The organism is Kaistia adipata DSM 17808, from assembly GCF_000423225.1.
Lineage (GTDB): Bacteria > Pseudomonadota > Alphaproteobacteria > Rhizobiales > Kaistiaceae > Kaistia > Kaistia adipata.
Window position 1 is genome coordinate 40,153 of sequence record NZ_AUHO01000007.1, and the last position, 26,014, is coordinate 66,166.

The following is a 26,014-nucleotide window of genomic DNA, read 5'->3' on the forward strand; positions in this document are numbered from 1 at the left end:
GCGTCGCGGGGGAGGGCCTTTCTCATGCGCCGGTCAGGCGCCGATCTCCAGCATGATCGGCTCGGCCGCCGGCTTCGGCCGGCGCGCGCGCAACGTGACCAGCGTCACCAGCGCGGCGGCGAAGGTGATCGCGGCGCAGACGAGCATGGTGGCGCGGAAGGCGTCGCCATAGGCGTCGGCGGCGGCCATGCGAGCGATCGACGGGGCCAGCGCCGCGGCGGCATCGAGGTCGCCGCCGGCGATCGCATTGGCTGCGCCGGCGGGCATGCCGCCGAACCCGTTCGACACGAACACCGTCATCAGCGCGCCGACCAGCGCGATCGCGACCGTCTCGCCGGCGACCCGCATCGTGCCGAAGATGCCGGTCGCCATGCCGGCGCGTTCCGTCGGCACGACGCTGATGGCAAGATCGTCCATCAGGCCCCAGGGCAGCGCAGCGCCGGCGCCGATCAGGACGAGCGGCAGGATGAAGGCCGTGCCGGGGCTTCCGACGGGAACCAGCGCCAGCAGCAGCACGCCCACGCCGGCGACGACGAGCCCGAGCCCGGCCAGGATGCCGGACGGAATCCAGCGCGTGAGGTTGGCGGCGATGAACGGGATCGTCGCGATCGGCAGGCTGAGCGGCAGCAGCATCAGCCCGACTTCCAGCTCGCTCATGCCCTCGATCCGGATGAAGCGCGCCGGCAGCAGGATGAACGGCACGATGAAGGAGTAGGCGACCGCGACCGGCAATGCCTGCACCGAGACGAAGCGGGCATAGCGGAAGAGCGACAGGTCGAGCATCGGCCGCTTCTGCATGAGCTCGATGGCGATGAAGCCGGCCAGCAGGATCGCCGCGCCGGCGAGCAGCGCCACGACGAGTGGGTGGGCCCAGCCATGGTCGGGGCCCAGCATGATGCCGAAGATCAGGGCGACCAGCATGGCGGTGAAGCTCGCCGCGCCCCAGTGGTCGATGCCGGTCGCGCCGGGATCGCGCGTCTCGCGCATGCGCGGCACGCCGGCGACGAGGATGACGATGCCGGCCAGGGCGGTGGCGAAGAACAGGGCCCGCCAGCCGAGGCTTTCGATCAGCGCGCCGGCGATGATCGGGCCGAAGGCGATGCCGATGCCAAAGCCGGTGCCGAGCAGGCCGAGCGCGCGGGTGCGGGCCGGGCCCTCATAATCCTGCGCCACGGCGGCGAAACCGGCCGAGATGGTCAGCGCCGCGGCGATGCCCTGCAGCGCGCGCAGCAGGTCGAGGATCAGCACGTTCGGGGCGAGGCCGACGGCGAAGGAGGCGAGGGTGAAGCCGATCGCGCCGATCCGGAACATGCGCTTGCGGCCGAACTGGTCGGCGAGCGCGCCGCCGAGCATGATCGTGCTGCCGAAGGCGAGCATGAAGCCGTTGACGATCCAGACCAGCTGCGAGAGCTCGCCGGCGAAGTCGCGGCCGATCGCCGGCGTCGCGACGGCGGGGCCGGTGAAGGACAGCGGCATTATGACGGCAACGAGGAAAACGGCGGCGAGGACGAGATGTCGCCCCGCGGCCGCCTGGTGAGAGGCGTCGGTCATGATGGTCTCGAATCTGTTGGGCAGGGGCGGTCGTTGGCGGCCGCCCGTCGCAAAGGGTGAAGCGCGCGGCGGGAGAGGCGCCGCGCGCTCTGGTCACCACCGGCACAATTTATGTGTCGGTCGATACATAAACCATAATCGCTTGCTTCCCGCCGTCAAGCGCTTTATTTGTTGATCGATACAAAAAGAAAAGGGCTGCTGCACGCCATGAATGCACGCGGACGTCCCCGGAGCTTCGACCGAGCCGTGGCCCTCGAGCGGGCGATGGAAGTGTTCTGGGCTCGCGGCTACGCCGGCACCTCGATCTCGGAGCTGACCGAGGCGATGGGCATCAATTCGCCGTCGCTCTACGCCGCCTTCGGCTCGAAGGAGGGGCTTTTTCGCGAGGCGGTCGCGCTTTATGTGGCGACCGACGATTCCTGCACGCTGAAGATGCTCGAGGGCGATCTGACGACGCGGGATTCGATCGCCGCCATGCTGATCGCCAGCGCCCGCTCCTGCGCGCAGCCCGACAAGCCGACCGGCTGTTTCCTGATGCTGGGCGCCACCAATGGCGGTCCCGACACGGATTCGGCGCAGCAGTTCCTCTGCGACCAGCGCAAGGACATGGCGCAGCGCATCCGCGCCCGGCTGGAGCGCGGCGTCGCCGACGGCGAACTGCCGCCCGGCCTCGACCTCGCCCGCATCGCCGCCTATTTCGGCACGATCATCAAGGGCATGTCGATCGAGGCGCGCGACGGCGCCGATGCGGAGACGCTGATCTCCGTGGCGCATAGCGCCATGCGCGGCTGGGATGCGCTGACCTCGACGCAGGGTTGATGACCACGGCCGTGCCAGCCTAGGCTAGCGCCATGTCCGAACCTCGCCTTTTCATCATCACCGGCGCCATGGCGGCGGGAAAATCCACGGTCGCCCAGGCTGTCGCCGAGGCGCTGCCGAAAGCCGTGCATCTCAGAGGCGACGTGTTTCGCCGGATGATCGTCAGCGGGGCGGCCACCATGGGCCCGATCCTCGACGACGAGGCGCAGGCGCAGCTGAAGCTGCGCCACGATCTCGCCTGCGACGCGGCCCGGCGCTATCACGCGGCTGGGTTCTCCGTGGTCTATCAGGACATCCTGATCGGTCCCTATCTGCTCGCGGTGGCGGAACGCCTCGCCGATCTCGATCCGCGCATCGTGGTGCTGGCGCCGGACGCCGCGACGCTGGCGCGCCGCGACCGGGAAAGGCCCAAGACGGGCTACAGCGACGCTTTCCCGCCCGAGATCCTCGCCGAGGCGCTGGTCCGCGAGGCGCCGCGGATCGGGCTTTGGATCGACAGCTCGGCGATGAGCGTCGGCGAGGTCGTGGCCGCCATTCTGGCGGATGCGGCCGTCTGACACGGGCGTTCAACGAGCGTCGGCGACGGCCGATCGCGGCTGCCCCTTGCCGGGCGCGGGGCGGCGTCTCATTTGAAGCATTCCTGAATTCCGCCGAATTGTGATATGAGGCCGGCAACCAAGATGATTGATGGCCCTGATGCGCGCCTTTCGCGCCGGCCGCTCACCCGGAACCCGACAAGATGACCGCACCGCTCGCCGTGGCACCCGCTCCTGCTTCGTCCCCGCTTTCCGAGACGCCGTCGCTCGTCGGCCTGTCGCGGCCCGAGATCGGCGAGAAGCTCGCCGGCATCGGCATCGAGCCGAAGCAGATCCGCATGCGCACGGCGCAGATCTGGAACTGGATCTATGCGCGCGGCGTCACCGACTTCAACGACATGCTCAATGTCTCGAAGGACCTGCGGGCGACGCTCGCCGCCAACTTCACGCTGAAGCGGCCCGAGATCGTCACGGAGCAGATCTCCCAGGACGGCACGCGCAAGTGGCTGCTGCGCTTCCCGGCGCGCGGCGCCGGCCGGCCGGTCGAGATCGAGACCGTCTACATTCCCGAGATCGGCCGCGGCACGCTCTGCGTCTCCTCGCAGGTCGGCTGCACGCTGACCTGCTCGTTCTGCCACACCGGCACGCAGAAGATGGTGCGTAACCTGACGGCCGAGGAGATCGTCGGCCAGATCCTCGTCGCCCGCGACCGGCTGGGCGATTTCCCGGACAAGACGACGCCGGTCGGCGCCGCCGTGCCGTCCGAGGGCCGCCTCGTCTCCAACATCGTCATGATGGGCATGGGCGAGCCGCTCTACAATTTCGACAACGTCAAGCAGGCGCTCCTGATCGCCTCGGACGGCGAGGGCCTGTCGCTGTCGAAGCGCCGCATCACGCTGTCGACCTCCGGCGTCGTGCCGATGATCCCGCGCACCGGCGAGGAGATCGGCTCGATGCTGGCGATCTCGCTGCACGCCGTCCGCGACGACCTGCGCGACATGCTGGTGCCGCTCAACAAGAAATACCCGATCGCCGAGCTGCTCGAGGCCTGCCGCAACTATCCCGGCCTCTCCAATGCCCGCCGCATCACCTTCGAATATGTGATGCTGAAGGACGTCAACGACTCGGCCGCCGACGCGCGCGAGCTGGTGCGGCTGCTGCGCGGCATCCCGGCCAAGATCAACCTGATCCCGTTCAACCCGTGGCCGGGCGTCAACTACCAGTGCTCGGAGTGGGAGACGATCGAGGCCTTCTCCGACATCGTCAACCGCGCCGGCTACGCTTCGCCGATCCGCACGCCGCGCGGCCGCGACATCCTCGCCGCCTGCGGCCAGCTGAAGAGCGAGAGCGAGCGCATGCGCGTCCGCGAGCGCCTGGCGCTCGAGGCAATGGTCACCAGCGACGAGGACTGATGCGCGCCTTCCTCCGGATCGTTTTCCTCATTCCAATTGGGCTGATCGTGGCGATCCTTGCCGCCGCCGCGATCTATCTCGGCTCGTTCGGCTTCTTCGAGACGGAGAGCTGGGTCGGTCCGGACGGCGACATCACCGCGATCTTCGGCCCTGTCGTCATCGTGTTCTACGACATCACCCGCTTCGCGCTGCTGCCGTTCCTGGGCGGGATCTTGGTGGCCGAGATGCTCGGCATTCGGTCGATGATCCTGTGGACGCTGTTCGGCGGCGCCATCGGCCTTGCCATGCACCTCTCCGCCTATGGCACCGACTATTCGCCCTTGCCGCCGGTCGCCGCCGGGCTGGTCGCCGGCTTCGCCTACTGGCTGATCGCCGGTCGCCTCGCGGGCACCGGCTTCCGCGCCGCGCCTACTTCCCCTGCGCCAGAATAAGGCGGACGGCGAAGCCGCCCATCACGCTGGCGAACAGCCAGTCGACGACGCGGGTCGCCCGCGGCGAACGTTTCAGGAAAGTGGCGAGCGAGCCGGCGAACCAGATCATGGCGATGCTGATCGGCGTCGCCACGACGACGAACATCAGCCCGAGGAAGATCAGCTTGCCGCTCGCATGCGGGTCGGACGGCATGACGAACTGCGGCAGGAAGGTCACGAAGAAGACGATGATCTTCGGGTTCAGCAGGTTGACCATCAGGCCCTTCAGATAGACCTTGCTGATCGCGTCGCTCGAGCCCTTGCCGCCGACCGACAGCGCCGATCCGTGCCGGATCGCCTGCACGGCAAGATAGACCAGGTAGGCGGCGCCGACGACCTTCAGGATCAGGAAGGCGGTGGGCGAGGCGGCGAGCAGCGCCGACAGGCCGATCGCCACCGCGATCGTGTGCACCACCAGCCCCGTCGAGGCGCCGGCAAAGGCGGCGACGCCGGCCATGCGCGACTGGCCGATCGCCTTGCCCAGGAACAGCGTCATGTCGGGGCCCGGCGTTAGCGTCAGCGCGATGACGGCGGCGAGATAGGCGAGGAAGACGGACAGCGACGGCAGGAAGGTGAGCATGGCGGAGGCTCCGTTGGAGCCCGAGCTATAACACGAGGATTCGTCCGGCTCCTACGGTCTGTTTTCGCCCCGGAACCCGCGAGCCGGGGCGCCGTTGCGCCGTTGTCCCGGTGCCGGCTAGGCCGGGCCGGGGATAGTGACGAAACACACCGCGGTCGGCGTGCCGACGGCGATGTCCTGGCCGAGATGGCTGAGTCCGCCATCGTCGGGATCGACGGCGAACAGCGCGATGCGGTCGCTGTCCTGGTTCGCGACGGCGAGCGTGCGGCCGTCCGGCGCGAAGGCGAAGTGGCGCGGCGTCCGGCCGCCGCTCGCCACCGTGCTGCGCAGCCGGGCGATGCCGTCGTCGCCGATTGTGAAGATCGACAGGCTGTCATGGCCGCGATTGGCGACATAGAGGAAGCGGCCGTCCGGTCCGAGCCGGATCTCCGAGCAATGATTGCCGGAGCGCGCGCTTTCGGCGACGGTCGGGGTCACGTCGAGCACGGTGAAGCTGCCGGTCTCCGCGTCGAAGGCGAGCGAGGCGACGGTCGAGCCGAGTTCGTTGACGACATAGGCGAACGGCTTCGACGGATGGAAGACGAAATGACGGGGGCCGGAGCCCGGCGGCAGCGCGGTCTCGCCCGCCTTCTCCAGCGTCCCGGCCACGGAGTCGAGGCGATAGGTGACGAGACGGTCGATGCCGAGGTCGCTGACGACGACGTGGCGATTGTCGGGCGTCGCCAGCACGCAATGCGCATGCGACCGGTCCTGCCGGGCCGGATCGTGTCCCTTGCCGGGATGGGCGGCCGAGGCCGAGGCCGGCGCCAGGCCGCCATCGGCGCGGATCGGGAAGACGGCGACCGACTGGTTGGGCAGCTCGGTCTCGGGCAGCATCATGTAGTTGGCGAGCAGCAGGTTGCGGCCGGAGCGGTCGAGGCTCGCATGCGCCGTGATGCCGCCGAGCGCCGACTGGCGGTTGATATAGGCGAGCTTGCCGCTGGCCGGATTGATCCGGTAGGCGCTGATCAGGCCCTCGTTCCACTCCATCACCTCGCTCGTCGCATAGAGCGTGGCGCCGTCGGCGGCCGCGGCGAGGAAGGTCGGGTTCTCGATGCCGGCCTGGGTGGCGACGAGCGTCGCGGTCGCCGTTTCCGTATCGAAGGCGAAGACGGAAATGCCGCGCGCATTGGCCGAGGCAAAATAGGGCGTCGGGCGGCTGCAGCCTCCGACATAGACGAATACCTTCTGCTCAGCCAAGTCGATGCTCCCCCCGAATGCGGCCGATGTCGCCGTCCCGGTCGGTACGATAGCCATTTTCGGCCGGCCTCGTCACGGAGCATTCGCAATATTCACGGTTGCGATCCCTGGCAAACGCACTTCCGCGTTCCGCATGCTGCGACGGCGCGTCTGGCGCAATTTCGCCATCTGAGCCGGCTTAAGCTTCTGCCTCCATACGAAATGTTGGCGGGAGACCAACTTGTCCGGATGGCGCGAGCGAAAACGGCGGAAACGCTGGGCAGCTCGTTCCCTTAGCCGGCGATCCATGCTCTAGATCGCCGCGCCTGCCGCCGGGCAGGGCGCCGACACAGGCTGGTCGACGATCAGGAGGTTTTGTTCGTGATCCTTCCATTCGGGCAGCGCATCGCCATGCCCGCGCAATATGGGCTGACCTGCCTGTTCGTGCTGCCCTGCTTCGCGCTCCGCCTGCAATGGCCCTGGCACAGCTTCTCCTTCTTCCTGTTCGCGCCGGCCGTCCTGCTGGGAGCTGCCCTGTTCGGGCGGGGCCCCGCCATTCTCGCTACGGCGCTGACCTCGCTGCTCGCCGTCTTCTTCTGGCTGGAGCCGATCTACACGTTCCGCATGTCGTCGCAGCAGGTGCCGCCGCTGGTGCTCTACGCGCTGGTCTGCGCCGGCATCGTCGCGCTCTGCGAATGGTCGCGCGCGGCGCTTAATCGGGATCGCCGCGCGGCGCTCGCCGAGCAGCGCGCCGCGGCCGGCGCGCGCTTCGACGGCATCGATTTCTGGCGCGGCCTCATCCTCTGCACCATCTTCGTCAACCACGTCCCCGGCAACATCGTCGAGGCGATCACGCATCGCAATTTTGGCGCCTCGGATTCAGCCGAGGCCTTCGTCTTCCTGTCCGGCATGTCGCTGGCGCTCGCCTATGGCCATCGCCTCCAGCCCGGCGCGCAGACCGGCGTTCTCCTGGCGCTGCTGCGGCGCGTCCTGAAGCTCTATGGCGTCCATGTCGCGCTCTCCTTCGCGGCGATCGCCATCTTCTCGGCCGGCGCGCTCTACTGGCGCGATCCGTCGCTCCTGAAGGGGCTCGGCCTGCAGCTCTACGTCGCCGACGCCTGGACCTGCCTGATCGGCATCCTGACGCTTGGCCACCAGCTCGGCTATTTCAACATCCTGCCGCTCTATCTGGTGCTGATCCTCGCCGTACCGGCCCAGCTCTGGCTGGCGCGGATCGACATCGGGCTGATGCTGGTCGCCTCGGCGCTGCTTTATGCCGTGGCACGCGGCTTCGGCTGGAACCTGCCCAACTGGCCGGGGCAGGGCGGCTGGTTCCTTAACCCCCTCACCTGGCAGTTCGTGATGGCGATCGGCGTCGCCGCCGGGCTGACCTTGCGCCGGACGGGCACGGTCCCGATTCAGCCGGCGCTGGTCGCCGTCGCCGCCGCCGTCGTGGCCATCGGGTTCCTGATCTCGCCGAGCGGGCCGGGCGCCGTCCGCAACTGGATCGGCGTGCATGGTCATCTCGACGTCAACAAGTCGGCGCTGGGGCTGACGCGGCTGACGCATTTCCTGGCGCTCGCCTACGTCATCCATGCCTCCGGGCTGACGAAGCTCTGCCGCCGCCTGCCCGTGTTCGCGCCGCTCGCCGCGATCGGCCGGCACGGCCTTTTGATGTTCGCGCTGCTCTCGCTGCTGTCGGCCGTGGGCCAGGTACTGGTGAGCCATGTGCGCGCCGGCGCGCTGTTCGACATCGTCTTCCTGGGCGGCGGGCTGGTCCTGCTCTGGGTCGCCGCGCGGCTTGCCGATGCGGCGCGGCCGCTGCGGCCGCGCGTGGCGGCCGGCATGGCCCCGGCGCCGGCGGGCTGATCGAAGGCCGCCGCGGCGGCATGGCGCGGGCGGAAGCCGGCCCGGCACGCGATGTTGCCGTCGGTTGGCCGCCGAGCGACGTGCCGGGCGACCGGTTGCATGGTAGCCGGGAGCCTCGCGATCGGGTCGGCGGCCGGGCGATCGGACGGCGTTCGCGGCGGAGGAGAATTCCGAGGTTGCGAACTCTTCGTTGAAAGCTTGGCTTTCGGCATTGCTGCCGGCCGGTGCTTCGGTTATGTAGTCCGGCACGCGGCCCTGCCGCCTCCGGCCTGCACCCGTAGCTCAGCTGGATAGAGCGCTGCCCTCCGAAGGCAGAGGTCACACGTTCGAATCGTGTCGGGTGCGCCATTTCAGAACAGAACTATGAACGCCGAACGCCGCCGTTTCTACGCTTGAAGCGGCGACCAGCGTTCGCAGCAGTTCCGACTTCGATCCCATGATGCGAACCTCGTCGTCGGCAACCTCGACACGCTGCGCCAGCGCGCGTAGATGGTCGCGGCGGTAGCCGCCATCGTTGAGCCTGATCCGTTCACGGGCTTTGCGGGCAAACCCCTTGAGCATATCGGGGGTGACGCCCTGATTGCCTGAACTATCGAGCGCGAGCTGCGTGCGCTCCGCGTCGGCGGCGGCTTGATCCCGCAATGCCTTGAGGCTCACCATGCGTTCCTTTGCCATGGCGTCGTCCTTGTCCACCATGCCGGCTTCGATGGCGTCAAAGAGACGGCCGAGCCGCTGGTCGGCTTCCGTGATTCGCCTTTGAAGCTCGGCAAGATGCTCGCGGCGGCGCTCGGTGCGTTCCTGTCGGCGGTCGATGACGCTGGCAAGGACGGTTTCCAACCGCTTGGGCAGGAGCAGGCGGTCCCCGATATAATCGGCGACCGTATGGTCCAGCTTGTCCATGGGGATCGTGCGACCCTTGCAGCCGGTCTTGCCCTGCCGGGCCTTGGTCGAGCAGGTATAGTAGCGGTATGTCGCGCCCGTGCTGCCTTGGCCGGTGCGAAGCGTCATCGCTCCCCCGCACTTGGCGCAGAAGCAAATGCCGGTCAGGAGCGTCGGGCCGCTGGAGACACGTGCAGGCGTCACCATGGGATTGCGGGACTTGAGGCGGGCTTGCACCGCGTCGAACGTCTCGCGCTCGATTAGGGGCGGCACCGCCATGATGGCGACCTCGCTCTCCGGCTTCTTCTCCCGATCCTTGTGCGAGCGGGTGTTGAACCTGTGCTCGCCGATATAGGTGGTGCGGGTCAGGATGGCGTGGATTTGCGCCAATCCCCAACGCCCTCCGTCGCGGGTGAAGAAGCGGCGCTCGTTGAGATAGGTGGCGATGGCCTTGACGCCCATCGCGCCGGACGTGCCGTCTCCTTCGAGGAACAGGCGATAGATCAGCCGCACGGTGTCGGCGTGCAGCGGGTCGATCTCCAGCTTCTTCTTGATCTTCGATCCGCGCTGCTCGGCCGCGACGATGCGATAGCCGATGGGCGGCCGTGCGCCGTTCCAGAAACCCTGCCGGGCATTCTCGTTCATGGCGCGCAGGACGTGCTTGGCGTTCTCCTTGGACTGGTATTCGTCGAACAGCGCCATGATCTGCCGCATCATCTGGTGCATGGGATCGTCGCCCATTTCCTGCGTGATGGACACGAGCTTGACGCCGTTCTTCGCCAGCTTGCGAACGTAGAACTCCATCTCGAAGTGATCGCGGAAGAAGCGCGAGAAGCTATGCACCACGACAATGTCGAAGGGCGCGGGCTTCGACGTGCCCGCCTCGATCATGCGCTGGAATTCGGGGCGCTTGTCGTTGGTGGCGGTTGCGCCCGGTTCCACATAAGTCTCAACGAGCTGATAGCCGCGCTGCTCGCAATAGGCTTCGCCCTGCCGCTTCTGGTCGGGAATGGAAATATCATGCTCCGCCTGCCGGGCAGTCGAAACGCGCAGGTAGAGCGCGGCGCGGGCGGTAGTGGTTGGGCTGTGAATGTTCATGGTCGGCCTCCCATAGCTTTCTTCATCTTGGGGTGGTCGATCAGGGGCAACGCCAGCTCCACGCGGTCATGCACCACCTTGGGCGCGAGCTTACGCCCATGCCCCGGTTCGAGTCGCACAAGACCGTAGTTCTCCATGGTTTTCAGGGTGCGTGACAGATTGGAGCCGGCCCGGCCGGTGATTTCCGCCAGTTCCTCCAGCGATGCCGGGGCTTTCTCGGCGATGATGCGCAGCAGTTCGCGGTTGCCGGCCGACAGCACCTTGGCAAAGGATTCGGTCGAGGTGAACCACACCTTCGGATCGCTGGGCGCAGGTTTTTCCTCGCCGCGCGCGATCCGCATGGTGCGGGCCTTCATTTCTTCATAGTCGGCAATCCCGACTTTCAATGTGGTCATAGGGCACCTCGTTCCTTCAATACCGCGTCCACGGCCTGCCAGAAGTCGGCCAGCAGCGTGGCCGCATCCTCGTAGGCGTAAGGCTTCACGGTCTGAAAGCGGTGCCGATGGTCCATCGGCGCGCCGCGCCTGCCTCGGCCGACCGGATGGGCATTGTCGAAGCCGACCAGCCGTTCGCCCGAAGGCTCGTGAAGCGTGAGCGAATAATCGAGGCCGTGCGGCTTTTCCGGCGAGGCCGGAACGCGGGTGACGACGAACTTCACCCAATGGCCGCCCTCGGGATCGACAAAGAGCATCTGTCCGTCGAGGTCCAGAAGCGTGTCGAGGCTTGGATCACGATCCACGCTCACGTCTTTTTCCTATCAGTTTGTGATAGGTATTGCAAGCTGTCATTCGGCTTTCTCGGGTTCAAGAGTTCGTCGAACACATCGCCGAACCAACGCTCGAACACGTCAATCTCGGCTTCGGTGACGGGAATGTCTTCGGGCCAGTCGTCGGTGACACGCATCCTCTGCCCATCCGGGCCGAGAAGTGGCATGTTGCCGGCTCGCGTCCGGCCGTCGGGCGTAGGATCGTCGGCGTAGTCGAAAAGATCGTCGGGAAGTGGTTCGGGGATCGACTGTCGCGGTCGCCCTCTCCGGGCGCGGCGGCGCTCTGCGCACATGGAATCCTCCTTGGTTCTGTTGGAATCCGAGGCGCTCAAGGCCCCGGAATTAGGCGAACCATGGAGGGCAGTCGGCGGCCTGTAGCGTGCCGCATTTGCGCCTATGCGCTGGCGGCACCCCTGCCGGGATGGGACTCAGTTGGCGGCTCGCCGTGCCTTGGCGAAGCCGCGATCCGTTGCGATGAACCGCTCCAGCATCGGCACGATGAGCCTGACGGGATCGGCGGCGGGCTGGCCGCTCTCGCGGGCCAGCACCTCGGCATAGGCGACCAGATCGCGGTGAAGTGGCGCAGGCAGCTCCACGGTGATCTTCACGGGCTTGTCGTCGGGCAGCGGGCCGAGTTTCAGCTTGGTCATGGTCAACCTCCTGCCGGTTCGAATACAAGGTCGCGGGTGACGATGATCCTGACCGGGAAGCCGGGCCGGATGGTCAGCGTCGGTGCGACCTGCAACTGGCGCTGGACGATCTGCTGCCCCGCCTGATTGACGGTATCCTGCGCCCCGTCGAGGATGGCCCGGATAAGCCGGTCCTCGTCGCTGGTCGCCAGTTCCGTGCCGACTGCGAGCAGCGTGGACAGCCCTGCGGCCTTCATCAGATCCCACCAGTGGTAATCCACGCCATCCTCAAGCCCGGCGTAACCGGAAGCGTCCGCACCCGGCAGACGCTCAAGGACGATGGAACGGCCGCCCGGCAGGATCAGGCGGTTCCACACCAAGAGCACCCTTCGCTGGCCGAAGGTCACGCCGTCATCGTATTGGCCGATGATGCGCGTTCCCTGCGGGATCAGCAGCAGCGACCCGGTCGGGCTGTCATAGACGTTCTCGGTCACTTGAGCCGTGATCTGGCCCGGCAGGTCCGAACGGATGCCGGTGATGAGCGCGGCCGGAATCACGGCCCCGGCCTGAAGGATGTAGGGCGATGCCGGCGGCGCGACACGATCCGGCGCGACAGTCTGCCGGTCCACGGGTCCATTGAGGAAAGCCGCGTGCCGGTCCTGCGTCGCGGGCTGTCCGCCGAGGCCAAGACCGGCAAGGCTGGGCATGGCCGTCCCTGCCGGCGATCCCGTGCGCGGGCCGGACTGGAAGAACACATTGCTTAAGCGCGCGGCTTCTTCCTCGGCGCGGCGGCGTTCCTCGGCGGGATCGACGGCGGGCGTCGCCATCGTAGGCGGTGCGACGGGCTGCCCTCGGTTCTGCGCGTCGAGGATCGGACGGCCCAAATCTCCGGGCAGCGCGGGGCCGAGCACCGGCCCGCTATAGTCGCTTGGCAGACCGGCGAGGCCGTCCGCCGTGGGCCGGTTCTCGGTCGAGTAGAGTTCGCCGCCGTCCGGCCCTCCGTCGCGGGTCTGGAGCGCATAGATGAGTGCGCCGCCGATGCCGAGCAACGCAACCGCGCCGACGCCCGCCAGCATCTTGCGGGACAGGCGGGTGACGCGCGGCGGCTCGGCGCGCAGCCGCATGGGGGCTGCGGTTTCGGTGATGGTGTTGTCGGTCATGACGGGGAGCCTCCGGTCGCGCTGGCGGGCTGCGCGTCGGCGGCCTGCGTCGGGTTGGTGCGGACGATCCTGACGACCTGCTGGCGGCTGCCAGAGCCAAGGCGCAGCTCGGCCGCGCCGAACAGGCGGTCCACGATCAGGACGTTCTGGTGGACTCGGCTGTTGACGATCTGCGGCTCGCCGTTCGCGCCAAGCACGAAGATGGGCGGCATCTCGCCCTGCACGATCCCGGCCGGGAAGACGACATAGACGCGGCGGCCATCGTCGAAGACGGAGACGGGCCGCCATGGCGGGCTATCGCCCTGCACCTGCAAGGCGTAGCGATAGTTCCGCGCCGCCTCGGCGGGGATGATCGGGGCTGTCGGAACGGTGCGGCGCTGGCCGGGCGTCGCGGGATAGGCCCAGGCGACGGCGGGCATGTAGAGCGATTCCCGGGCGCGCAGCTCGATCATGTAGGTGCGCCGGTCGGTGGTGACGACAAGGTTGGTGGCGATGTCGGGTCGCGTCGGCTTCACGAGGATATGGACGCGGCGGTTCGCGCCCGAACCGGATTCCGTGTCGCCGATGATCCAGCGGGCGGTGTCGCCCGCCGCGATTGGCCCCGCGCCGGTCAGGCTCTCGCCCGGCTCCAGCGCGATCGTCGTGATCTGCCCGACTGCGGCATAGACCTGATAGAGCGCGCCTTCCGACCACGGATATATCTGGATGGCGTTGTAGTAGCCTTCGCGGCGCGGCTCGACGCGGGCGGCTGCATTGGCGTTCTCGACGCGGCCGGTCGGCGTGCCGGCAGCCGTACCGCCCCGCGCCACGGTCCATGCCGGGGGCACATGCAGCGGCCGGGGCGTGTTGTCGACTGCTGCCGCCTGCACGGTCGGCAGCGGCGGAACGCTGGCGTCATAGCTGAATTGCGGCATCCGATTGGTGGCGCAGCCGGTCAAAGCGATTGCCACGACCGTCACAAAAATAGCATACGATAGCGGCTTTAGGATTAGTAGTGAGGAACTGACAGGATGGATACTGTCCCGACGATTGTTGCCCGGTATATCGACGCCTACAACACGATGAATGTTCAGGCGATGCTCGACTGCCTGTCGGGCGACGTTCGGTTTATCAACAGATCGAACGGAGAAGTGACGAACGAGACGCATGGGATTGAGGCATTTCGCGCGTTGGCGGAACAGGGTGTTGAATTGTTTGCGGAAAGAGAACAGACAATTCTCGACTGCATCGCCATTGAGGACCGTGCAGCGGTGCGCATCGGCTATCGCGCCAAGGTCAAGGCCGACCTGCCCAACGGCTGGAAGGCTGGGCAGAAGATCGAGATAGCGGGCACCTCGTTCTTCATGATCTCCAAGGGAAAGATCAGCGAGGTGATTGATGCAAGCTGACGTTGTCATTGGCTCATCTCCCGCGACCACGAAATTGCATTGACGTAGATTCCCAGCGGATTGGCGCGCAGGCGCTCGGCGTCGCGCGGCGGCTGGATGACGATAGTGAGGATGGCCGTCCATCGTTCCGTGGTGGAAAGCTGGCCGTTCTCGAAATGCCTTTCCGTCCACGCGACGCGGAAGCTGTTGGGCGAGGCCCGGATGACGCTGGACACCTCGACGGCGACCTGTTGGCGGCCGACCTTGGTGAAAGGGTCATTGGCGCGGGCGTAATCGTTCAATGCCGCCGCGCCGCGATCCGTGGTCCATTCATAGGCGCGAAACCAGTTCTGGCGGACGATGATCGCGTCGGCCGGGATCGCGCGGACCTGTTCGATGAAGCGGCCGAGATGGAAAGCAATCTGCGGATCGGTCGGGCGATAGTCGGCATTGGCTGGCGCGACGGTCTGCGCCTGACCGAGATTGTCCACCTGCACGACCCAAGGCACCACGGTCCCACGCGCGGACTGCCAGACCAGCGCAGAGGCGAAGCCGGCCGAGAGGATCAGCGAGCCGAAGGCCATGAGCCGCCAGTTCCGCGCCTGCACGCGGGCCGAGCCGATACGCTCGTCCCACACTTGCGCGGCGCGCTGATAAGGCGTCTCGGGTTCCGGCGTCTTGCCGTAATGAGTTGCTGGTCGTTTGAAGATGCTCATGAGCGGTCACTTTCGGAAAGATTGATGGAGGAACCGGAGCCGTGGCTGTCGCCGGAGCGCACCGCATGGGCGGCCATGGTCGTGCCGTGGTTGAGGGCTTGCGAACGCTGCATGCGCTGCGCCCAGGCCGGAGGACCGGCGGATGGTGCCGGCGATGCGGGCGCAGCATCGCTCCCGCCGACCGTTCCCATGGTGGAGCTGCCGCCGCTTGCGCCGAATCCGGCCTTCGAACCTTCGGAGAAGCTGGATTTGACGGATTCGCTGGCCCGCGCGGCGGCGCGTTTGAGGGGTGAGATGGCGGCCGAACCTGCTGCGCGGCCGACGCCGCCGAGACCGGAGGCGACGCCTGCCGCGCCGGACTGGCCAAGCGATCCGACGCTATAGGCGGCGGTCGCCGCGCCCGCGGTGGCCGCGCCGCCGCGGACGGCCGCGGCCCCGCCGGACAGGGCAGCGGCACCACCTTTGGCGGCGAGCATGGCCCCGCCGCCAGCGGCGACGGCTGCACCTGCGACCGCAAGCCCGGTTCCCACGGCAGCACCCGCGCCGAGCTGCGGGCCGCCCGAAACGATGCCGTTTGCTATGCCGGGGCCGAAGATGCCGAGGCCGAGCAGCGACAGAGCTGCCAGCACAATCGCCATGGCGTCGTCGATGGTCGGGGTCGCCCCGCCGAAACCGGCCGTGAATTGCGAAAACAAGGTGCTGCCGATACCGATGATGACGGCGAGCACCAGAACCTTGATGCCGGAGGACACCACGTTGCCCAAGACCTTCTCGGCCATGAAGGCGGTCTTGCCGAACAGGCCGAAGGGGATGAGGACGAAGCCGGCAAGCGTGGTCAGCTTGAACTCGATGAGGGTCACGAAAAGCTGGATGGCGAGGATGAAGAAGGCCAACACCACGAGCGCCCATGCGAACAGCAGGCACGCGATCTGGATGAAGTTCTCGAAGAAGGCGATCCAGCCCATCAGGTCGGAAATGGAGTCGAGCAGCGGGCGGCCGGCGTCGAGGCCGGTCTGCGCTACGCGGCCCGGCCGCGTCAGACCGGTGACAGAAAAGCCGGTGCCCGACGCCATGAGACCGAGGCCGGCGAAGCTCTCGAAGACGATCCGGGCGAGGTTGTTCCAATTGCCGATGATGTAGGCGAAGACGCCCACGAAAAGGGTCTTCTTCACCAGCCGAGCGATGATGTCGTCATCTGCGCCCCATGCCCAAAAGAGCGCGGCAAGCGTCACGTCGATGACGATCAGGGTGGTAGCGATGAAGGCGACTTCGCCAGACAACAGCCCGAACCCGCTGTCGATGTAGCGCGTGAATACGCCGAGGAAATTGTCGATGACGCCCGTGTTTCCCATGGTCAGCGCGCCCCGCTGCGGTCACGGCCGAGGAAGCGGTCGCGGGATTCAGCCCATGCGGCGAGGCAGTCGGTGTCGCTCGCCGCCGCCTCGCCGAGTTGCTGGCAACGGCGCAGGGTTTCGCGCAGGGGATCGGCCGGGGGCTGGAGGGCCGATGCCGGCCGTGACGCGGAAGGCTCGTCCTTCCGCGTCATGTCGATTGCGGTCACTGTCAAGGCAATCGCAACGAACACCACGGCCCCGAGCCGGACCAGCATCTTGCCGTCCATGGCGAGCCTCCCGGTCAGTTGTTGCCGTTGTTGAACATCTGCGCGTTACCCGGCTGATAGCCGCTGCCGGGCGTCAGGAAACGCTCGCGCTGGATGCGGCCCTGTTCGGCGGCGGTCGCGCGCTCGGCTTCGGTCAGCGCGTCGGCGCGGCCGTTCGCCGAGATGACCGCGATCAGATCGGAAAGCTGCTGTGACTGGAGCGCGAGAAGCTGGTTGCCGGCCTGCGTGGCTTGCAGCGCGCCGGTCGCGCCTTGGCTCTGGCCGACAAGCGCGGCCATCTCGGCGCGGTTGCTGTCGATGTTGCCGACCGCACCCGCCTGCACGCGCATTGCGTCCTGCAAGCCGCCGACCGTGTTCTCCCACCGGCTGCGCGCATCGGCGACAAGCTGGGCGTCGGTCGTCGAAAGCGAGACGTTGCCGTATTGCTGTTGAAACGCTTGGTCGATCTGCCCGACCTCGAACGCGATGTTCTGCGCTTGGCTAAGAAGCTGCTGCGTCCGGCTCACGTTCTGCTGGAGCTGCTGGAGCGACGAATACGGCAGGCTCGCCAGATTGCGGGCCTGATTGATGAGCATCTGCGCCTCGTTCTGGAGGCTGGTGATCTGGTTGTTGATCTGCTCCAGCGTGCGCGCTGCCGTGAGCAGGTTTTGCGCGTAGTTGCTCGGGTCATAGACGATCCGGCCGAAACCGAATTGCGCATGGGCCGGGCTTGCCAGCATGGGCGACAGCGCGACGGGCACTGCGAGCGCCAGCGCGAGGGCCGAAGCCCCGACAAACTTGGGATAGGTCATGGAAGAATCTCCTGTGTGGGGTGGGTATCGAGCCGGGCCGGCGCGGCGGATTCCGGCCGGTCGGCAAGATTGGTGAGGTTGGGGATCAGCTCGGCCGCCCACTCGACGCCGCGCGCGCGTAGCCATGCGGCGAGGAAGCCGTCGCGGCCGTGTTCGGCGACGATCTGTGCAATGAGCGTCTGGTCGGATTTGGCGGATGCGGCGCAGAGCGCGAGGCCGATTTCGGACAGGCCAAGCTCGAACAGGCGATTGCCGCGCCTCGACTGGCAGTAGTAGTCGCGCTTGGGCGTGGCCCGTGCGAGGATTTCGATCTGCCGGTCATTCAACCCGAAACGCCGGTAAATCTCGGTAATCTGCGGCTCGATGGCGCGCTCGTTCGGCAGCAGAAGCCGCGTCGGGCAGCTCTCGATGATCGCGGGCGCGATGTTGCTGCCGTCAATGTCGGACAGGCTTTGCGTGGCGAAGATGACGCTGGCGTTCTTTTTGCGGAGCGTTTTCAGCCATTCGCGGAGCTGGCCGGCGAAACCCTCGTCGTCCAGCGCAAGCCAGCCTTCATCTATGATGAGAAGCGTCGGCCGCCCGTCGAGCCGGTCGCCGATGCGGTGGAACAGGTAGGACAGCACGGCCGGGGCCGCTCCAGTCCCGACAAGGCCCTCGATCTCGAACGCCTGCACATCCGCCGAGCCGAGATGTTCGGCTTCGGCGTCGAGCAGCCGGCCATAGGCACCGCCGACGCAGAACGGCCGGAGCGCCTGTTTCAGATCGTTGGATTGCAGCAGCACCGCAAGGCCGGTGATGGTGCGTTCCTCGACCGGGGCCGAGGCCAGCGAAGTCAGCGCCGTCCAAAGATACTCTTTGACCTCGGGCGTGATGGCGATGCCTTCCCGCATGAGGATGGCGGCGATCCAGTCCGCCGCCCATGCGCGTTCATAGGTGTCGTGGATGCGGGCGAGCGGCTGGAGCGAGACGGACGCCTCGGCCCCTTCTGTCAGCCCGCCACCAAGGTCGTGCCAGTCGCCGCCCATGGCGAGCGCGGCGGCGCGGATGCTGCCGCCGAAGTCGAAGGCGAAGACCTGCGATCCGGCGTAGCGCCGGAACTGCAAGGCCATAAGGGCGAGCAGCACGCTCTTGCCCGCGCCCGTGGGGCCGACGACAAGGGTGTGCCCTACGTCGCCGACATGCAAAGACAACCGGAACGGGGTTGAGCCTTCGGTCTTTCCAAAGAGCAGAGGGGGCGCACCGAAATGCTCGTCCCGTTCCGGCCCCGCCCACACCGCCGACAGCGGGATCATGTGGGCGAGATTCAATGTGCTGATGGGCGGCTGGCGGACATTGGCGTAGGCGTGTCCGGGCAGGCTGCCGAGCCATGCGTCAACCGCGTTGACGCTCTCGGGCATGGCGGTGAAGTCGCGCCCCTGAACGATCTTCTCGACCAGGCGCAGCTTCTCGTCGGCTAGGCGCGGGTCGGCATCCCATACGGTGACGGTGGCCGTGACATAGGCCATGCCCGCCACGTCCGCGCCGAGTTCCTGCAAGGCCATGTCGGCGTCGAGCGCCTTGTTGGCCGCGTCGGTGTCCACCAGCGCGGACGCCTCGTTGGTCATCACCTCTTTCAAGATCGCGGCGATGCTCTTGCGCTTCGCAAACCATTGGCGGCGGATGCGGGTCAGCAGCCGCGTCGCGTCGGTCTTGTCGAGCAGGATCGCGCGCGTGCTCCACCTGTAGGGGAACGGCAGGCGGTTCATTTCGTCGAGCAGGCCCGGCGTCGTCGCGGTCGGGAATCCCACGATGGTCAGCACGCGCAGATGCTTGGTCCCAAGGCGCGGCTCCAGCCCGCCGGTCAAGGGCTGGTCGGCGAGCAGCGCATCGAGGTGCATGGGCACCTCGGGCACGCGCACGCGATGCCGGTTGGTCGAGATGGTGGAGTGGAGATAGGTCAGCGTCGCGCCATCATCCATCCAACGGCACTCGGGCATGAAGCCGTCGAGCAAAGCCAGCACGCGGTCGGTGCGGTCGATGAAGCCGCGCAGCAGCTCCCACGGGTCCACGCCGGTTTTCTCGCGGCCCTCGTAGAGCCATGTTTCGGCGCGGGCGGCTTCCTCGGCCGGGGGCAGCCAGAGGAAGGTCAGGAAATAGCCCGACACGAAATGCGTGCCTGCTTCCTCGAACCCGGCTTTGCGCTCGGCATCGACCAGCGCCGATGCCGCATCGGGAAAGGTGCTGTCGGGATAGGTCGCGGCCTCGCTGCGCTGCGCCTCAACAAAGATGCTCCAGCCGGAGCCGAGGCGGCGCACGGCGTTATTGATGCGGCCGGCGACGGCGACCAGCTCGGCCGCGACGGCGGAATCCAGATCGGGACCGCGAAACTTCGCGGTCCTCTGAAAACTGCCGTCCTTGTTCAAGACGACGCCGGAGCCGAGCAATGCGGCCCATGGCAAATAGTCGGCGAGCCGGGCGGCGGTGCGGCGATATTCGGAAAGGTTCATCATGGCCGCGCCCTCACACCGCCAGATGGCCGGGGACGCGCAGATGCCTACGCCCGACCTCGACGAATTGGGGATCGCGCTTCGCCGCCCATACGGCTGCGAAATGGCCGATTGCCCAAATGGCGATGCCGACCAGCCAGAGGCGCAAACCGAGGCCCACGGCTCCGGCCAGCGTTCCGTTCATGATGGCGATGGAGCGCGGTGCGCCGCCGAGCAAAATATGCTCGGTCAGCGCCCGGTGGACCGGGACCGTGAAGCCCGGCACCGCGTCGAGCAGTTCGAGGCCGCCCGCCATCAAACGAGCGCCCCGCCGCCGAACGAGAAGAAAGACAGGAAGAAGCTCGATGCGGCGAACGCGATGGACAGGCCGAAAACGATCTGGATCAGGCGACGGAAGCCGCCGCTGGTATCGCCGAACGCGAGGGTCAGGCCCGTCACGATGATGATGATGACGGCGATGATCTTGGCGACCGGCCCCTCGATGGACTGGAGGATTTGCTGCAAGGGCTGTTCCCATGGCATCGACGAACCGGACGCATGGGCGGCCGGGGCAAGCATGAGGCTGATGGCAAGGGCAGATGCGGCGGTCGTGGCGAAGCGATAGCCGCGCGTAAGGGTGCGGATCATGAAGATTCTCCTGTGCTGGTGGGGATTGCCGAAGGGATGGGATGCGTGATGCGGTAGTCGCCGTCCGGCCCCAGCCCCTCGACGCGGGCAAGCTCGGCCAGCCGGCGCGCGGAACCGCGCCCGGAAAGGACGGCAACAAGGTCGATAGTCTCGGCGATCAGCGCACGCGGGACCGTGACGACAGCCTCTTGGATGAGCTGTTCAAGGCGACGAAGCGCGCCGATGCCGGTGCCGGCGTGAATGGTGCCGATCCCGCCGGGATGGCCCGTGCCCCATGCTTTGAGCAGGTCGAGGGCTTCCGATCCGCGCACCTCCCCAATCGGGATGCGGTCGGGGCGCAGGCGCAGCGAGGACCGCACAAGGTCCGACAGGCTGGCGACGCCATCCTTGGTGCGCAGCGCCACCAGATTGGGCGCGGCACATTGCAGCTCGCGGGTGTCTTCGATGATGACGACACGATCCGCGCCCTTGGCGACCTCCGCCAAAAGGGCATTGGTGAGCGTGGTCTTGCCGGTGGAAGTGCCGCCCGCCACCAAGATATTGGCGCGGGCTGCGACGGCTTCGCGCAGCGTTTCCGCCTGATCGGCAGACATGATGCCGGCGGCCACATAGTCGTCGAGCGTGAACACCGCGACGGCAGGTTTACGGATGGCGAAGGCCGGCGCGGCGACCACGGGCGGCAAAAGGCCCTCGAACCGTTCCCCGCTCTCGGGCAGCTCTGCCGAGACGCGGGGGCTGCGGGCATGAACCTCTGCGCCGACATGATGCGCGACCAGCCGCACGATGCGTTCGCCATCGGCGGCGGACAGGCGTTCGCCCGTGTCGGAAAGCCCTTCGGACAGCCGGTCCACCCAAAGGCGACCGTCCGGGTTCAACATTACCTCGACCACGGCCGGGTCTTCGAGCAGCCGGGCAATGGCGGGGCCGAGCGCGGTGCGCAACATGCGCGCGCCGCGCTGGATCGCTTCCTGTCTGTGGTGGTTGGTGGTCATGTCGGCCCCGGCTTCTGGCGGGGCGCAACAGGCGGTCCCCGGATCGGGGTCGATTAAGAAAGCCCGGAATTGGGCCGGTTCAACAAGTATCTAAGCGGCGGCGGCAATCGGCGGCCATCGGCGGTAAATAGGACGGGTCCGAATACTTATTCTTGATCGCCGTTGCTCTCGGATTCGTCCGGCAACGGATCGTCGGGAAGTGAGTCGAGGTCGCGCGACAGCTCTTTGAGGAACCTGTCGCCGGTCGCCAGACGCCGGCCGAGATTCTGCTGCCTTTCCACCTCTCCTTTTTGCTACCGAAGTTGCGATCAGGCTTGTCGCACGTTATTGATGGTCATGCCCTATGTTAAAAATGACGACGTTCTCGTGAGGTATGAGACGTTTGGTGATGAAACGAACCTGCCTCTTGTCCTGATCTTTGGCATCAGCATGACCTGTGAGGACTGGTTAGAACTTGGCTACATCTCAGGATTGGCTAAGGAATTTCATGTCGTATGTGTCGAACCTCGCGGGCACGGGCTAAGCACATGCCCCACGAATTCGTCCTCTTACGCATTGCCCAAAATGGCTTCTGACATTGAAACGGTAATCAACACCCTAGATCTAGTAAATCCATTAGTCTGGGGATACTCGCTCGGCGCAAAAATAGCGCTCGCTGCCGCCGTTCAAAATCCAGAGGCTTATCGAGGATTGATTCTTGGGGGGTTCGAGCTTCACTCTGAAGTCGATTTGGCGACAGATATGGTTGCCGAAACATTTTCCAGTGGAGCACAAGCTTGGCTTGCTGTTTGGATGCAAATGTTCGATGTGCCGGACGGCATGGCCACCCGTCTTGCTCGCGTCAACACCAACGCACTTCATGCATTACGCACCGCTGAAGCTGAATGGCCGCCCTTGGGTGCGGCTTCTGAGTCGTTCACTGCGCCAGTTTTACTTTATGCAGGCGAAAAGTGCTTTTTTCGGAATGCAACAGCCGCCGCCGTCGCACATTTCCCATCAGCACGGTATCTCGAACGCCCTGGGCGAAATCACTTTGATCTGATGCCTGATAGCGCGTGGATAACCGGAGAGGTAGTTCAGCAATTCGGAAGCTCTAGATAACATTGATGCGTTGACGGAGAGAAGTAGGCGAACCTAGCGCCGCGCATAGCGACTATAGTCGGTGCAATAATCTTCATCAGCGCTCCTGCGTTGGATGATTGTTCAACCCCGGAAGACCTTCTTCAGGCCCAACATCTCTCGTAATCTCCTTCAAGAACCTGTCGCCCGTCGCCAGACGCCGGCCGAGATTCTGCATGAATCCTTCAAACCGTTCCGCACCTTTCGCGCGGGCAGCAGATTGCGCGGCTCCTGAAAGCGGCGGCGTGATGGTCATCCAGAAATGGATGAACTGCGCGACCGTCTCGCCGAGGACGGCGAGATCTAGGTCGAGCGTGTCGATCTGGCGGCCGAGTTTATCCAAGCGGCGAGACATGGCGGCTTCAAGCTGGTCGTCGGCATCGCCGGACAGGTAGGACATGACCGCCGCCTCCACGATGGCGGATTTCGAGACATTGCGGCGCAGCGCCGCCGAGCGGCGCAGCGCCATCGCCTCGATCTGCGGGATGAGCGCTGGGTCGAAATAGAGATTCAGGCGGGTGCGTGTGGTCATAGGCGTGTCCTCAAAGCTCGATTCCATCATCGGGGTTCATCGCCACCTGCCGCGCCACCATCCTCATGCGCTGGCGGATAGTGCGGGCCTTGGCCGCGTCAACATCCGGCTCGTCGTCCAGAATGTCGAACTCCTGTTCGGGGGATGGCGGCGGGGTGACGATTTCCTCATGCTCGGGCAATTCCGGCTCGCGGCGGATGCCGGCGTTGGCCGGATCGCCCTCGGTCGCATCTGCGGCGACCGTTGCGGAACGGCTTCCCGCCGCGACCACGCGGCCGGACCAGTCATCGGCGGATGGGCTGGGCGCCAGCGGAGCGGCGACCAGATCGGGCGGGGTCAGGATGCGTTCCTGAAACCGCGCATCCTCGAAATAGCGGGCCTTGGTTGCGCGGATCGGCGGCGTGCCCGCGACCATGACGATTTCGTCGGTTGGCGGAAGCTGCATGATCTCGCCCGGCGTGAGCAGCGGCCGAGCCGTCTCCTGCCGTGAAACCATCAAGTGACCTAACCACGGTGCAAGGCGATGGCCGGCGTAGTTGGTGGAATCGCGCAACTCGGTCGCGGTGCCAAGCGCGTCGCTCACCCGCTTGGCCGTCCGCTCGTCATTCGTGGCGAAGCTGACGCGGACGTGGCAGTTGTCGAGGATGGCGTTGTTCGGCCCATAGGCGCGCTCGATCTGGTTGAGGCTCTGCGCGATCAGGAAGCCTTTGATTCCATACCCCGCCATGAAGGCGAGCGCCGATTCAAAGAAGTCGAGCCGGCCGAGCGCCGGAAACTCGTCCAGCATCAACAGCAGGCGATGGCGCTTGCCGGAGGTGGTCAGTTCCTCGGTCAACCGCCTGCCGATCTGGTTGAGGATCAGGCGGATAAGCGGCTTGGTGCGGTTTATGTCGGACGGCGGCACGACCAGATAGAGCGTGACGGGCCGGCGGCTGCCGACCAGATCGGCAATGCGCCAGTCGCATCGTGCCGTCACCTGCGCCACCACGGGATCGCGGTAGAGGCCGAGAAATGACATGGCTGTGGAAAGGACGCCGCTGCGCTCGTTCTCGCTCTTGTTCAGCAGCTCGCGGGCCGACGACGCGATGACGGGATGAACGCCAGCCTCGCCGAGATGCGGCGTATCCATCATGGCGCGCAAGGTCGCCTCGACCGGGCGACGCGGATCGGACAGGAAGTTGGCAACGCCCGCCAAGGTCTTGTCCTTCTCCGCATAGAGGACATGCAGGATCGCGCCGACCAGCAGCGAATGACTGGTCTTTTCCCAATGGTTCCTTTTGTCCAAGCTGCCTTCGGGATCGACCAGAATATCCGCGATGTTCTGCACGTCGCGGACTTCCCATTCCCCTTGCCGGACCTCCAGCAGCGGGTTGTAGGCCGACGATCTGGCGTTGGTTGGATCGAACAGCAGCACGCGGCCATGCTTCGCGCGGAAGCCCGCTGTCAGCGTCCAGTTTTCGCCTTTTATGTCGTGGACGATGGCGGATGCGGACCATGTCAGCAGCGTCGGCACCACCAGCCCGACACCTTTGCCGCTGCGCGTCGGGGCGAAGCATAGGACATGCTCCGGGCCATCATGGCGCAGGTAGTCCCGGTTGTATCGGCCGAGCAGGACGCCATCGGGACCGAGCAGGCCGGCGGTGCGGATTTCCCTATCCTCTGCCCATCGCGCCGAACCATAGGTGGCGACGTTGCGCGCCTCCCGTGCCCGGATGATCGACATGAGGATGGCGGCGGCGATGGCGAGGAAACCGCCCGATACGGCGATGATGCCGCCCTCGACGAAGATCGCGGGCGCGTAGGCGTCGAACGAAAACCACCACCAAAAGAAGGCCGGCGGATAATAGACCGGCAGGCCAACCAGCTCGAACCACGGATTGCCAAGCTGGGGCTGGAAGCCGAGACGAAACGCTACCCATTGCGTCGCCGCCCACGTCATCACCAAGACGATGGTGAAGACTACGGCGATCTGACCCCAAAGGATTCGGCCTCCGCGCAATGCAGGCTCCAGTCGGCAAAAGAGACGGAGCCGATCAGAGAGTAGGCAAAATCGGGACAGGCAACAGGAAAGCGGATGCGAGAGGGCTGCCGGATACTATCGGCGGCAAATAGGACGGGTTGCATTCACCGCCATCCGGCCGGGTGATCGCCGCTGCTCAACTGGTCGGGCGAATCGCCGCAATGGATGCCTCGGATAGCCCTCGCGTCATGTCGCCGCTGTCACATATGTAACTTGCATAATGGAAGTAACGCCATTATGGATGTGCCATGCAACGAACAAGCTTTCTATCATCCGAATGTCCCGCAGCCCGAGCGCTGGAAAGCGTCGGTGACTGGTGGAGCATCCTGATCCTGCGGGACGCCTTCCAAGGGTTGAGCAAATTCGATGAATTCGAGAAGAATCTCGGTATTTCCACGAACATTTTGGCGAGGCGATTGAAACATCTCACAGCCGAAGGGTTGTTTGAAAGGCAACGATACAATGATCATCCGCCTCGATTTGAATACGTCCTTACCGACAAGGGGCGAGATTTCTATCCGGTAGCAATCGCCCTGTTCGCATGGGGAAACCGGAATCTTGCGCCCAATGAAATAGCCATGCGCCTTGGCGACAGGGAAACCGGTAGGGAACGAAACGCCATCATAGTCGATGCGGATACTGGAGAAAAAATCACTCCTGAAAACACGGTTCTTCTAGCAGGCCCAGCGGCGACGGAAGAAACGATGCGCGTCATAAACCGTGTGAAGCGGGTAAACTCAGAAAAAGCGGAATAAT

28 protein-coding genes and 1 tRNA gene are annotated in these 26,014 nt (G+C 65.8%); 9 read left to right on the forward strand and 20 right to left on the reverse strand.

All coding sequences use genetic code 11. From position 1 onward, the window contains the following. Window positions 1-33 precede the first annotated feature (33 nt). The gene (locus G539_RS0105065; RefSeq protein WP_029074242.1) at window positions 34-1,551 is read right to left on the reverse strand and encodes an MFS transporter; all 1,518 of its coding nucleotides are present in this window, start codon (window positions 1,549-1,551) and stop codon (window positions 34-36) included. Between the two features lie 264 nt (window positions 1,552-1,815). Here G539_RS0105065 and G539_RS0105070 point away from each other — a divergent pair, with 264 nt between their 5' ends. The 4 genes from G539_RS0105070 to G539_RS0105085 all read left to right on the forward strand — a co-directional run bounded on the left by G539_RS0105070 (window position 1,816) and on the right by G539_RS0105085 (window position 4,749). Then, entirely contained in the window at window positions 1,816-2,370 is a 555-nt protein-coding gene (locus G539_RS0105070) for a TetR/AcrR family transcriptional regulator (protein ID WP_156911835.1), read from the forward strand. Window positions 2,371-2,402: 32 nt separating this feature from the next. Further along, window positions 2,403-2,927 (forward strand): P-loop nucleotide/nucleoside kinase family protein, encoded by a 525-nt coding sequence (locus G539_RS0105075; protein WP_029074244.1) that lies wholly within the window; start codon window positions 2,403-2,405, stop codon window positions 2,925-2,927. A gap of 182 nt (window positions 2,928-3,109) precedes the next feature. Then, a complete protein-coding gene (gene rlmN / locus G539_RS0105080; protein WP_029074245.1) occupies window positions 3,110-4,318 on the forward strand; it encodes a dual-specificity RNA methyltransferase RlmN in 1,209 nt (402 codons plus the stop codon). After that, entirely contained in the window at window positions 4,318-4,749 is a 432-nt protein-coding gene (locus G539_RS0105085) for a hypothetical protein (RefSeq protein ID WP_029074246.1), read from the forward strand. The genes rlmN and G539_RS0105085 overlap by 1 nt, the downstream gene beginning before the upstream one ends. On the opposite strand, the gene G539_RS0105090 is transcribed toward G539_RS0105085, so the two are convergent. Further along, window positions 4,727-5,368, reverse strand: a complete 642-nt coding sequence (locus G539_RS0105090) for a LysE family translocator (protein ID WP_029074247.1) — start codon at window positions 5,366-5,368, stop codon at window positions 4,727-4,729. The two genes, G539_RS0105085 and G539_RS0105090, sit on opposite strands and share 23 nt — an antisense overlap. Window positions 5,369-5,485: 117 nt before the next feature. Continuing rightward, complete coding sequence (locus G539_RS23715) at window positions 5,486-6,607, reverse strand: lactonase family protein (protein WP_051231122.1); 1,122 nt, start codon at window positions 6,605-6,607, stop codon at window positions 5,486-5,488. Window positions 6,608-6,967: 360 nt separating this feature from the next. Between G539_RS23715 and opgC the strand changes: the two genes are divergently transcribed. Together opgC and G539_RS0105105 are read left to right on the forward strand one after the other, a co-directional pair. Then, window positions 6,968-8,455 carry an OpgC domain-containing protein gene (opgC, locus tag G539_RS23720; protein ID WP_156911837.1) on the forward strand — a complete coding sequence of 496 codons (1,488 nt, stop codon included), beginning with the start codon at window positions 6,968-6,970 and terminating at the stop codon, window positions 8,453-8,455. Between the two features lie 271 nt (window positions 8,456-8,726). Continuing rightward, window positions 8,727-8,803, forward strand: a tRNA-Arg gene (locus G539_RS0105105). On the opposite strand, the gene G539_RS26545 is transcribed toward G539_RS0105105, so the two are convergent. From G539_RS26545 to trbG, 7 genes are all read right to left on the reverse strand, one after another. Then, window positions 8,774-10,432 (reverse strand): recombinase family protein, encoded by a 1,659-nt coding sequence (locus G539_RS26545; protein ID WP_029074248.1) that lies wholly within the window; start codon window positions 10,430-10,432, stop codon window positions 8,774-8,776. The genes G539_RS0105105 and G539_RS26545 overlap by 30 nt on opposite strands. Beyond that, complete coding sequence (locus G539_RS0105115; RefSeq protein WP_029074249.1) at window positions 10,429-10,827, reverse strand: HVO_A0114 family putative DNA-binding protein; 399 nt, start codon at window positions 10,825-10,827, stop codon at window positions 10,429-10,431. Before G539_RS0105115 ends, G539_RS26545 begins: the two co-directional genes overlap by 4 nt. Next, window positions 10,824-11,177: a toxin-antitoxin system TumE family protein gene (locus G539_RS0105120; protein WP_029074250.1), complete on the reverse strand. Its 354-nt coding sequence runs from the start codon at window positions 11,175-11,177 to the stop codon at window positions 10,824-10,826. The genes G539_RS0105115 and G539_RS0105120 overlap by 4 nt, the downstream gene beginning before the upstream one ends. Then, window positions 11,174-11,491 carry a hypothetical protein gene (locus tag G539_RS26935; protein ID WP_029074251.1) on the reverse strand — a complete coding sequence of 106 codons (318 nt, stop codon included), beginning with the start codon at window positions 11,489-11,491 and terminating at the stop codon, window positions 11,174-11,176. The genes G539_RS0105120 and G539_RS26935 overlap by 4 nt, the downstream gene beginning before the upstream one ends. A gap of 135 nt (window positions 11,492-11,626) precedes the next feature. Further along, window positions 11,627-11,848 carry a DUF2274 domain-containing protein gene (locus G539_RS0105130; protein WP_029074252.1) on the reverse strand — a complete coding sequence of 74 codons (222 nt, stop codon included), beginning with the start codon at window positions 11,846-11,848 and terminating at the stop codon, window positions 11,627-11,629. A gap of 2 nt (window positions 11,849-11,850) precedes the next feature. After that, entirely contained in the window at window positions 11,851-12,987 is a 1,137-nt protein-coding gene (locus G539_RS0105135) for a TraB/TrbI/VirB10 family type IV secretion system protein (protein ID WP_029074253.1), read from the reverse strand. Then, window positions 12,984-13,901 (reverse strand): P-type conjugative transfer protein TrbG, encoded by a 918-nt coding sequence (gene trbG / locus G539_RS0105140; RefSeq protein ID WP_200523655.1) that lies wholly within the window; start codon window positions 13,899-13,901, stop codon window positions 12,984-12,986. The genes G539_RS0105135 and trbG overlap by 4 nt, the downstream gene beginning before the upstream one ends. Window positions 13,902-13,997: 96 nt before the next feature. On the opposite strand from trbG, the gene G539_RS0105145 reads away from it, so the two are divergent. Then, a complete protein-coding gene (locus G539_RS0105145; RefSeq protein WP_029074878.1) occupies window positions 13,998-14,375 on the forward strand; it encodes a nuclear transport factor 2 family protein in 378 nt (125 codons plus the stop codon). A gap of 5 nt (window positions 14,376-14,380) precedes the next feature. Here G539_RS0105145 and trbF read toward each other — a convergent pair whose 3' ends face one another. From trbF to trbB, 8 genes are read right to left on the reverse strand one after another with little or no spacing between them, the layout of a single operon-like run. Then, entirely contained in the window at window positions 14,381-15,070 is a 690-nt protein-coding gene (gene trbF / locus G539_RS0105150; RefSeq protein ID WP_029074255.1) for a conjugal transfer protein TrbF, read from the reverse strand. After that, entirely contained in the window at window positions 15,067-16,422 is a 1,356-nt protein-coding gene (gene trbL, locus G539_RS0105155) for a P-type conjugative transfer protein TrbL (RefSeq protein WP_029074256.1), read from the reverse strand. Before trbL ends, trbF begins: the two co-directional genes overlap by 4 nt. Window positions 16,423-16,424: 2 nt before the next feature. Continuing rightward, window positions 16,425-16,691, reverse strand: coding sequence for a putative entry exclusion protein TrbK-alt (gene trbK-alt / locus G539_RS0105160; RefSeq protein WP_029074257.1), 267 nt, complete (start codon window positions 16,689-16,691; stop codon window positions 16,425-16,427). A gap of 14 nt (window positions 16,692-16,705) precedes the next feature. Then, window positions 16,706-17,482 (reverse strand): P-type conjugative transfer protein TrbJ, encoded by a 777-nt coding sequence (gene trbJ / locus G539_RS0105165; RefSeq protein WP_029074258.1) that lies wholly within the window; start codon window positions 17,480-17,482, stop codon window positions 16,706-16,708. Next, window positions 17,479-19,971, reverse strand: a complete 2,493-nt coding sequence (trbE, locus tag G539_RS0105170; protein ID WP_029074259.1) for a conjugal transfer protein TrbE — start codon at window positions 19,969-19,971, stop codon at window positions 17,479-17,481. Before trbE ends, trbJ begins: the two co-directional genes overlap by 4 nt. 10 nt (window positions 19,972-19,981) lie before the next feature. Continuing rightward, window positions 19,982-20,263 (reverse strand): VirB3 family type IV secretion system protein, encoded by a 282-nt coding sequence (locus G539_RS0105175; protein ID WP_029074260.1) that lies wholly within the window; start codon window positions 20,261-20,263, stop codon window positions 19,982-19,984. Beyond that, window positions 20,263-20,595, reverse strand: a complete 333-nt coding sequence (locus G539_RS0105180) for a TrbC/VirB2 family type IV secretion system protein (RefSeq protein WP_029074261.1) — start codon at window positions 20,593-20,595, stop codon at window positions 20,263-20,265. The genes G539_RS0105175 and G539_RS0105180 overlap by 1 nt, the downstream gene beginning before the upstream one ends. Further along, window positions 20,592-21,587, reverse strand: a complete 996-nt coding sequence (gene trbB / locus G539_RS0105185) for a P-type conjugative transfer ATPase TrbB (protein WP_029074262.1) — start codon at window positions 21,585-21,587, stop codon at window positions 20,592-20,594. Before trbB ends, G539_RS0105180 begins: the two co-directional genes overlap by 4 nt. A 336-nt stretch (window positions 21,588-21,923) precedes the next feature. Here trbB and G539_RS26550 point away from each other — a divergent pair, with 336 nt between their 5' ends. Beyond that, window positions 21,924-22,688 (forward strand): alpha/beta fold hydrolase, encoded by a 765-nt coding sequence (locus G539_RS26550; protein ID WP_158581548.1) that lies wholly within the window; start codon window positions 21,924-21,926, stop codon window positions 22,686-22,688. A gap of 76 nt (window positions 22,689-22,764) precedes the next feature. On the opposite strand, the gene G539_RS0105195 is transcribed toward G539_RS26550, so the two are convergent. Together G539_RS0105195 and G539_RS0105200 are read right to left on the reverse strand one after the other, a co-directional pair. Further along, a complete protein-coding gene (locus G539_RS0105195) occupies window positions 22,765-23,238 on the reverse strand; it encodes a hypothetical protein (RefSeq protein WP_029074263.1) in 474 nt (157 codons plus the stop codon). A 10-nt stretch (window positions 23,239-23,248) separates the two neighbouring features. Further along, window positions 23,249-25,237, reverse strand: a complete 1,989-nt coding sequence (locus G539_RS0105200; RefSeq protein WP_029074264.1) for a conjugal transfer protein TraG — start codon at window positions 25,235-25,237, stop codon at window positions 23,249-23,251. A 269-nt stretch (window positions 25,238-25,506) separates the two neighbouring features. On the opposite strand from G539_RS0105200, the gene G539_RS26555 reads away from it, so the two are divergent. Beyond that, entirely contained in the window at window positions 25,507-26,013 is a 507-nt protein-coding gene (locus G539_RS26555) for a winged helix-turn-helix transcriptional regulator (RefSeq protein ID WP_031623797.1), read from the forward strand. Window position 26,014: the final 1 nt, after the last annotated feature.